This window comes from Clostridium chromiireducens (assembly GCF_002029255.1).
GTDB classification, from domain to species: Bacteria; Bacillota; Clostridia; order Clostridiales; family Clostridiaceae; genus Clostridium; species Clostridium chromiireducens.
Genome location: NZ_MZGT01000127.1, coordinates 1 through 8,040 on the forward strand (window position 1 = coordinate 1; position 8,040 = coordinate 8,040).

Annotated in this window: 9 protein-coding genes; all 9 read right to left on the bottom strand. The window is 29.8% G+C overall.

Annotation, left to right across the window (positions count from 1 at the left end; genetic code table 11):
* Positions 1-444: 444 nt before the first annotated feature.
* Positions 445-726, bottom strand: coding sequence for a hypothetical protein (locus tag CLCHR_RS25620; protein ID WP_341456942.1), 282 nt, complete (start codon positions 724-726; stop codon positions 445-447).
* 203 nt (positions 727-929) lie between these two features.
* Positions 930-1,550 carry a nitroreductase family protein gene (locus CLCHR_RS23300; RefSeq protein ID WP_079442319.1) on the bottom strand — a complete coding sequence of 207 codons (621 nt, stop codon included), beginning with the start codon at positions 1,548-1,550 and terminating at the stop codon, positions 930-932.
* Positions 1,551-1,794: 244 nt separating this feature from the next.
* A complete protein-coding gene (locus CLCHR_RS23305; protein ID WP_079442309.1) occupies positions 1,795-2,394 on the bottom strand; it encodes a nitroreductase family protein in 600 nt (199 codons plus the stop codon).
* Between the two features lie 73 nt (positions 2,395-2,467).
* Positions 2,468-3,169, bottom strand: a complete 702-nt coding sequence (locus CLCHR_RS23310; RefSeq protein ID WP_079442311.1) for a pirin family protein — start codon at positions 3,167-3,169, stop codon at positions 2,468-2,470.
* 338 nt (positions 3,170-3,507) lie between these two features.
* Positions 3,508-3,816, bottom strand: a complete 309-nt coding sequence (locus CLCHR_RS23315; protein ID WP_079442312.1) for a winged helix-turn-helix transcriptional regulator — start codon at positions 3,814-3,816, stop codon at positions 3,508-3,510.
* 209 nt (positions 3,817-4,025) lie between these two features.
* Positions 4,026-5,330: a B12-binding domain-containing radical SAM protein gene (locus CLCHR_RS23320; protein ID WP_079442314.1), complete on the bottom strand. Its 1,305-nt coding sequence runs from the start codon at positions 5,328-5,330 to the stop codon at positions 4,026-4,028.
* A gap of 122 nt (positions 5,331-5,452) precedes the next feature.
* Positions 5,453-6,169, bottom strand: coding sequence for a DUF1287 domain-containing protein (locus tag CLCHR_RS23325; protein ID WP_079442316.1), 717 nt, complete (start codon positions 6,167-6,169; stop codon positions 5,453-5,455).
* A gap of 303 nt (positions 6,170-6,472) precedes the next feature.
* Entirely contained in the window at positions 6,473-7,726 is a 1,254-nt protein-coding gene (locus CLCHR_RS23330; protein ID WP_079442318.1) for a M20 family metallo-hydrolase, read from the bottom strand.
* A gap of 15 nt (positions 7,727-7,741) precedes the next feature.
* A partial coding sequence (locus CLCHR_RS23335; protein WP_278337031.1) for an NAD(P)-dependent oxidoreductase occupies positions 7,742-8,040 on the bottom strand: 299 nt, incomplete at its 5' end.

The window sequence follows — 8,040 nt, forward strand, 5'->3', positions numbered from 1 at the left end:
AATATCCGGTACTTTCATTTGGAATCCTCCCTTATTATTTTTAAGTATATTATTCCAAATCTACCATCAAACAATACAAAAAAAGAATGTAGTAGATTTGTTTTACACAAATCTATCTACATTCCTTCATATTCATTTATAGTTAATTAAATTCACTCAATCCTATTTTAATATGTTCTTTACTCTTTTTAAGATAATACAAAATATGTATCAATATATGCTACCATTTGGTCTCCTAAAGTAAGATAATAATATACTGGTATTAAGTAATTTGAATAAAATAGTTTTTTCGCTTCATCATTATTACTTTCAAATGCTCTTATTAAATTTTGTTGCAGCCTTATACTTATAATATAACTATCAGCTACAAATGAAATTTGTTCAGAAAAAAATATATCTGGAAAAGAATCTTTATATGTATTTTTATGATTTTCTAAATTTCTTCTAACAATATTTAATTGTTGAAAAAAAATTTTCTAAATCTTTATCAGTATTTTTTAATTGCTCCTCTGATGAGTTTCCGGATATATCTATAATGATTAAATTCGATCTTATTTTTTTCATTTGTTCTAAATTTTGAATAATATCTTCTTTGCCTTTTAAATCCTCTACTTTCGGACCATATGGTGCATTTTGTCTTGTAGTCGGTTGTGCATAGGCTATATTAGTTAAAGTTAATGTTATAAGTATCAAAAACATTATTACTCGTCTTATTTTACTTTGCATCACTATTCAGCTCCTTTTTCGATGATTATTTAAATCAAATCTATACAGTATTTTAATAAATTATATATATATCTTTTGTTATTTTCGCAACTTATTCTCTATAAAAATTAGTGTAAAACCTCCTAAATTTTAATTTAAGTAAAAAAATTGAGACTAATATAAGAAAATATATAAATTTCCCTATATTAGTCTCAAATGAATTATTAATAAAATTTCACAAATTCAGCGGCTGGCTTTCTATATCCTCTAATTTTATTACTACTCTTGTCCATTTTCCCCATAGTAATCATTAGAACCGGTATCTCATTCTCTGGAATATTTAATAATTCACTGATTTTATCCTTATCAAAATATATCATAGGACATGTATCCCATTCTTTATTTTTTGCTAACAACATAAACAACATTGCTGACAAAGATGCATTTCTTATAGCCTCATCATGCTTAAAACCTTCTCCCCAACCTTCATAAAGACTATTGATAGTATTAATCATAATTTCATATTCAGTTTTATCGATCATTCCAAGCATCATTGAGCCTTCATAGATTTTATCTGCAGATAAATAAGCATTTTTATCTCCTGTAACTACTATAGTTGCTGATGCAGTCTTGATTTTGTATTGTTTAAATGATGCATCATAAACTTTTCCCACCAATTCTTTATCTTCTACAACATAATATCTAGCATGTTGCAAATTAAAAGCAGAAGGTGCCAATGAAAGCTCTTTAAATATATCGTTAAAATCTTCTCTAGGTATTGTAATATTTTCTATAAATTTATTCGCTGATCTTCTTTCTCTAACAATTTTTAAAAACTCGTTCACTATTAATCCACCTCTTTTATAATTATTCTTATTTAAATTATTAAGTATTCTATCACCACTTGTCAAACTTTATCTACTTTTAGCACTCTCTAAAATTTATTCAACAAACTTTTCACTTATATATTCCACTCTTAAATACAATTGATGTCAGTATAACTAATAAAAAAACACCTACATAAAGATAAATTTACATCTCCATGTAGATGATTCTTTTATTAATTATAGTAGAAAATGATTATATTTATTATTTAAACACTTTTATACGTTCTTCTAGTGGTTGGAATTGCTTTTCATCTGGCTCTGCTGTTGGTTTTCCAAATGGCATTTGCCCAATTAGCTTCCAATTTTCAGGTATACTCCATTCTTTCTTTATGTCATTTTCAATAAGCTCATTATAATGTTGTAAAGATGCTCCAAATCCTTCAACTTCAAGTGCTGTCCAAATAACAAACTGATGCATTCCGCTTGCTTGCTCTGACCAGATTGGGAAATTATCTTTATATAAAGCAAATTGTTGCTGAAGAGATTCTATTACACTACTATCTTCAAAGAATAGAACTGTACCATACCCATTTTTAAATGAATTTATCTTATCTTCAGTAGAACTAAATTGGTCAGCTGGTACTATCTTTCTTAAAGCTTCTTTTGTAATATTCCATAAATTATCATGATGGTCCCCAAGTAACAAAACTACTCTTGCACTTTGTGAGTTGAATGATGATGGAGTATGTTTCACAGCATGCTCTACAATCTCTTTTATTCTATCATCCGAAACCACTATTTCCTTGCTAATTCCATAATATGAACGTCTATCTGCTACTGCAGTTAAAAAATCTTTTGACATTATTCATTCCTCCTAGTTTATCTAAAATATTATTTTTCATTACTTTTTCTATATGCTATTTGTCTCATATATATTAAATTTCTTTTTTCATTTCTAAAATTAAAATGTGTGAATTCTCTTTCGCTTGGATCAAGATATCTTCCTCAACTATTTCCATTCCATCACGATCATTTAACTCAATCTCATTTATTATGGAGTTACCCTCTATTTGAACTAAATATGCCTGCCTTCTTTCATTAACTTGAAAATTAATCTCTTTTCCTTTCTCAAGTTCTAAAGAATAAACATTTATATCCTGATTTATTTTTATTGGTGCATCTCCATCTTTACTTGAAACCATATGCAGCCATTTGTTTTGTCTTTCATTCCAATCAAATCTATAATCACCATAGTTAGGTTCATAACCTTGTTTATCAGGGAAAATCCATATCTGTAAAAGTCTCGCTCTATCTTGTCCTAAATTATGTTCACTGTGATATACTCCTGTTCCAGCACTCATATATTGCACATGACCACGTGTTATTGTATTTTTATTCCCCATGCTATCTCCATGTGTTAGTTCGCCATCAACTACATATGAGATTATTTCCATGTCTCTATGGGGGTGAGTATCGAATCCTGCATTAGCTTCAATTAAATCATCATTTATAACTCTTAAAACTCCAAATTTTATATTGTTGGGATTATAATATTCTGCAAATGAAAAATGAAATTTACTTTTTAGCCATCCAAGATTGCTACTACCCATATTTCTACTGTCAATCTTTCTTAACATCTTATATCCCTCCTATTGATTGTTATCAACATCTCAATCAAAATTACTATATTAAAACTTATAATTCTTTACCTTAATATTTTTTCTTAGTTAATTACTTTTAGTAAGTTACTATAAATAAATTATTACATATTCATTTTAATTCGTCAAGCATATTTTAAATATAAATTTATAAATATAGAATTTTAACCTTAACTCTTCTACAAATTACAAAACTTAAACATTAATTTTGTATAACTCAAAGCTCTCTCACATCACAATTTTTTTGCATAATAAAAAATAAAGAACCTTCTATTTTAAACAATAGAAGATTCTTTTTGAGTCATGTATTATTTTAATCAAGTCCATTTTTCTGCCCATTTTTGAATTTCATCCATAACACTTTGAAGCGCTCGCCCCTTTTCTGTTAATTCATACTCTATACGTACTGGAGTTTCAGGATAAACCTTTCTTAGAATGATTCCTTCTTTCTCCAATTCCTTAAACCTTTCAGTAAGCATACGAGCACTCATATTAGGAATTGCGTCTTCTATATCTGAAAATCGATTTTGTCCATTCAATAACGTTCTTATAATCAATCCGGTCCATCTTTTTCCTAACAGTTCAAATGCATTTTCAAACCTTGGGCACATATGAAATTTTTCCATATCTAATCACCACCTATGATTATTCTATCATACTTACTATATTAAAGTAAGTAACTTATTAACGTTCCAGTCAAATTAATTATAAAGTATAAAACTATATTTTACAGTCATAGCTAATTAACACTTGATTTATTTGCTAAAACTTTAAACTATTCACAACTCCTGTAGCTTTATCCACATACTTATAAACTATTTGCTCATTAAAAGAATCATTCATAATACTCAAACTTACTTTTTGTGCCACTAAGACTTATCTTATATCCCCAATTTACAATTAGGTTATAGATTATATTTGTTTTAGATTTTCTCATTCTCTTATAAATAGATTTTAAAGAATAAAACTCTCTCCTAAACCACATGTAACCTTCAAATAATTCTTCTCTACTCATATTTTTAGGAACAAAAGCCACTCTAGTTTTTCCATTGTAATGACTCCAATCTCCTGTAATTAATCTATTTTCTTCTTTTAACTGCGAGTACACTGGTGTTTTAGGTAAAGGAGTCAATATACTTACAGTGGCCCCATCTATCCCTAGCTCATTGCAAGCATCTAATGTTTTCTTGAATACATCCTTTTTATCTGTATCAAATCCAAATATTATTCCTGCTTGTACACAAATACCATTACTATGTATCTTATCTATTATACTTTTATATTTATTTACGTCATTTATGCCTTTATTTACACTCCCTAAGCTTTCCTGTGAAAAAGATTCTATTCCAACAAAAAAGTATACACACCCAGCCTCTTTAGCTAATTTTAATAATTCTTCATCTTTACATCTCTCTAATGTTACCTGTGCTGCCCACTTTTTCTTAAGTTTTTTCAATTCCATCAATAATTCTTTTGTAGAGTCTATATCTCCAAAAAAGTTATCATCCCAAAACACAAAAAATTTACTTTTCATAGTCCTTATTTCGGAAATTACTTCTGTAATAGGTCTAGTCCTAAACGGCTCACAATAAATCTGCTTTAAATTGCAATAGCTGCATTTATAAGGGCATCCTCTTGAAGAAATAACTGCCCCTTTTGTAAAGTATCTCTTATGAATTAAATCTCTTCTTGCTATTGGCATATTTTTAAGATTAGGTACTTCTTTGCAAATATATTCTGATTTTGCTTTGCCCTCATAGAAATCCTCTAAAAATTCCGGCCATATAATTTCGCCTTCTCCAACCATTATATAATCACAATGTTCCTTTACCTCTTCTGGTAATAGTGTAGCATGAGGCCCCCCCATTACAACTTTAGTATTTCTATCTCTAAACTTCTTAGAGATATCATAACAATGGGTAGCATTTGATGTATTTATCGTTATTGCAACTAGCTGAAATTTTTCTTCAAAAGGAATTCTTTGATTATATTCATCTACTAAAGTTATTTCATATTTATTTTCATCTATAAAAGCTGCTAAATATGGCATAGTAATCTGAATAAAATTGTTAAATTGACTTTTTCTAAATCTATTAATCTCCTCATTTTCAGGTGTTATTAAAAGTATTTTTTTCTTCATTACCCATCTCCAACATCTATATTATGTAACATAATAACCTACTAATAATTCACTACCATTTATATATTGATATCTTTAAATAATTGCACAGTATAATAACTTAGAATTCATTAATGATACTACTAATATTTCCATCTGTAATGCCCATGAATTGGATTATGAAACCAACTTAATTTAGCCTCTGATGCATGTGGATGAGAATTATGAATGACAAAAGGAATACCATCCTCATCTCTTTTATCTGAAATTATACCAATATGCTCATATCCCTCAATAAAAACTATTATGTCTCCAGGCTGCCACTCTTTTAAATTATTGATATCCCCCTCCTTGAATTCTGTGGTTAAATTAATACAACGCTTTTTAAAAAACACATCTTGGTTTAAAACTCTCCTAAAATCAATATTGGGATCCTGCTTTCCGTTCACTCCTTTATATTGAGCCATATTTTCTTTAATATCTTTATCTATTAAATCCTTTATTGATACATTTATACCTTTAAATCCTCGCCATATTACATCAGTACAGACTCCCTCACCATCTGGTGGATATCCTCCTACATAATATGCATCTTTATATACCGTTTCCTGCTCTGCTTCTTTTCTCGCAGAGTTTACTATATCTATAGGATCAGCTATTCCATTTTCATTTTTATCAACCTTTGAACTTTCATCTGGAACATCGACTTTTTTAATTGGCAATTTATCAATAATTTCCTCAACTTTGCTATTCAATTCACTATTTGATTTATTATATTGAAATTTTAATACTGCTCCTGTGGCCGCTGAGCATATAACTACTAAAATTGCTAACTTAAAAATTACTTTTGTTTTTTTCACAGTTCCCCCCTATTAAAAGAATATATATTCTCACTATTTTTTAATTATGTTCACTCCAATGTGTCTTGGATAAATCCTCCGAAATCAAATAAAATCTTATCATTCTTTATCGGACTATATAATCCATTATAATCCAATTTTTTTATATATGGAATTACTTTGATTATTATTTATCTTATTAAACATTTTGAACCCAAAAAAGTAGGGAAACTAAGACAAATACAGTATGTGTACTTGTCTTAGTTCCCCCTTGAAATTATTTGCTATGATATAAGCCATAAGGCGAGTTATATAATTTTAAACTCATAATTTTTCTTTATTGGATAATTCTAGTAAGGATTTTGCTAGTACGTCTACCCCTAAAGCTATATCTTCATAGTCTGTCCACTCATCTGGACTATGACTAATTCCGTTTTTACTTGGTACAAATATCATAGCTACAGGTGTAAATTCGCCTACAAACATCGAGTCGTGATATGCTCCACTTATCATCATATCATATGGAATCTTCTTTTCTTCACAACTTTCTCTTAATATATCTACAATAGTTTGATCGCATTTCATAGGTACATCATTATTCTCTTTAATTAGATTAACTTCAACCCCTCTTTTTTCTTCGACTTTCTTAATCTCTTTTATTAGCTCTTCTATAAGTTCTGTTTTTGTTTCAAATTCACAGTCTCGAATATCAATAGAGAACTTCACTTTACCTGGAATTACATTTACAGCATTCGGGATTACTTCTACTCTTCCAACTGTTGCTGTATTATATTCACTATTACATTTAAGTGCAAGCTTTTCTAGAATTAAGGCTATTTCACAACTAGCTGTGTATGCATCTCTTCTATCTTCCATAGATGTGCCACCAGCGTGAGACTGACATCCAATTACTTCTACAGAGTAATTGGTAGGTGCACAAATAGTCTTAACTATCCCAACTGGCAATCCCTTTTTTTCAAGCTTATTATTTTGTTCAATATGCAATTCTATTGCTCCAAAAACTTGTCCTTTTTTTACTTGTATATCTTTGAATTTATCAAGATCATAACCTAAGTCTGTCAAAACAGACTCCAACGTTTTTTCATTTTCATCTTTTAACTTCTTTGTATCTTCTAATGTTAGATGGCCAGCCATTGCACGGCTACCCAAACAACACAATCCGAATCTTGTAGGCTCTTCTGAAGTATATACAACGACTTCTATACTTCTATTGAATTTTATACCTGACTCTTTAATAAGTCTAAGAGCCTCCATACCTCCTACAACGCCTGCCATTCCATCAAACATGCCTGCATTAAGTACAGTATCTATATGTGATCCGGTCCAAACTAGCGGAAGATTCGGTTGGCTTCCTACTAACGTCCCAAATATATTTCCTATACTATCTTCTCTTACAATAAGTCCGAGCTTTTTCATTTCGCTTTTAACATATTCTCTGGCTTCTATCTCGCATTCTGTAAAAAGCACTCTAGTTGTACCAAAGTCTGGAGTAGAATTATAGGTATTAATTTTATCTAACCAATTCTGTATATTTGCCGCATTTGCTTTCTTTAGCATAATTATCACCTACACTTACATTACATTTTGTGGAGTACCTCTTAACCATTTTTCGATGTTGTCAAAAACAATGACAGCTCTCTTTTCAAAAGCTTCTGCTGTAGCAAAAGCAACATGAGGAGTTACTATTAAGTTCTTAGCTCCAAATAATACATGATTAACTGGTATTGGTGGTTCAACTTCAAATACATCTACGCCTGCGCCTGCTATTTTTCCACTGTTTAACGCTTCTGCAAGTGCAGCACTATCTACAACGGGGCCTCTTGCTGTGTTAATTAGAATTGCACTTTCTTTCATTAATAATAACTTTTCAC

Coding starts and splice junctions, on each gene's coding strand:
- CLCHR_RS25620 (WP_341456942.1), bottom strand. CDS start 726: ATGCAAAGTAAAATAAGACGAGTAATAATGTTTTTGATACTTATAACA.
- CLCHR_RS23305 (WP_079442309.1), bottom strand. CDS start 2,394: ATGTCAAAAGATTTTTTAACTGCAGTAGCAGATAGACGTTCATATTAT.
- CLCHR_RS23310 (WP_079442311.1), bottom strand. CDS start 3,169: ATGTTAAGAAAGATTGACAGTAGAAATATGGGTAGTAGCAATCTTGGA.
- CLCHR_RS23315 (WP_079442312.1), bottom strand. CDS start 3,816: ATGGAAAAATTTCATATGTGCCCAAGGTTTGAAAATGCATTTGAACTG.
- CLCHR_RS23320 (WP_079442314.1), bottom strand. CDS start 5,330: ATGAAGAAAAAAATACTTTTAATAACACCTGAAAATGAGGAGATTAAT.
- CLCHR_RS23330 (WP_079442318.1), bottom strand. CDS start 7,726: ATGCTAAAGAAAGCAAATGCGGCAAATATACAGAATTGGTTAGATAAA.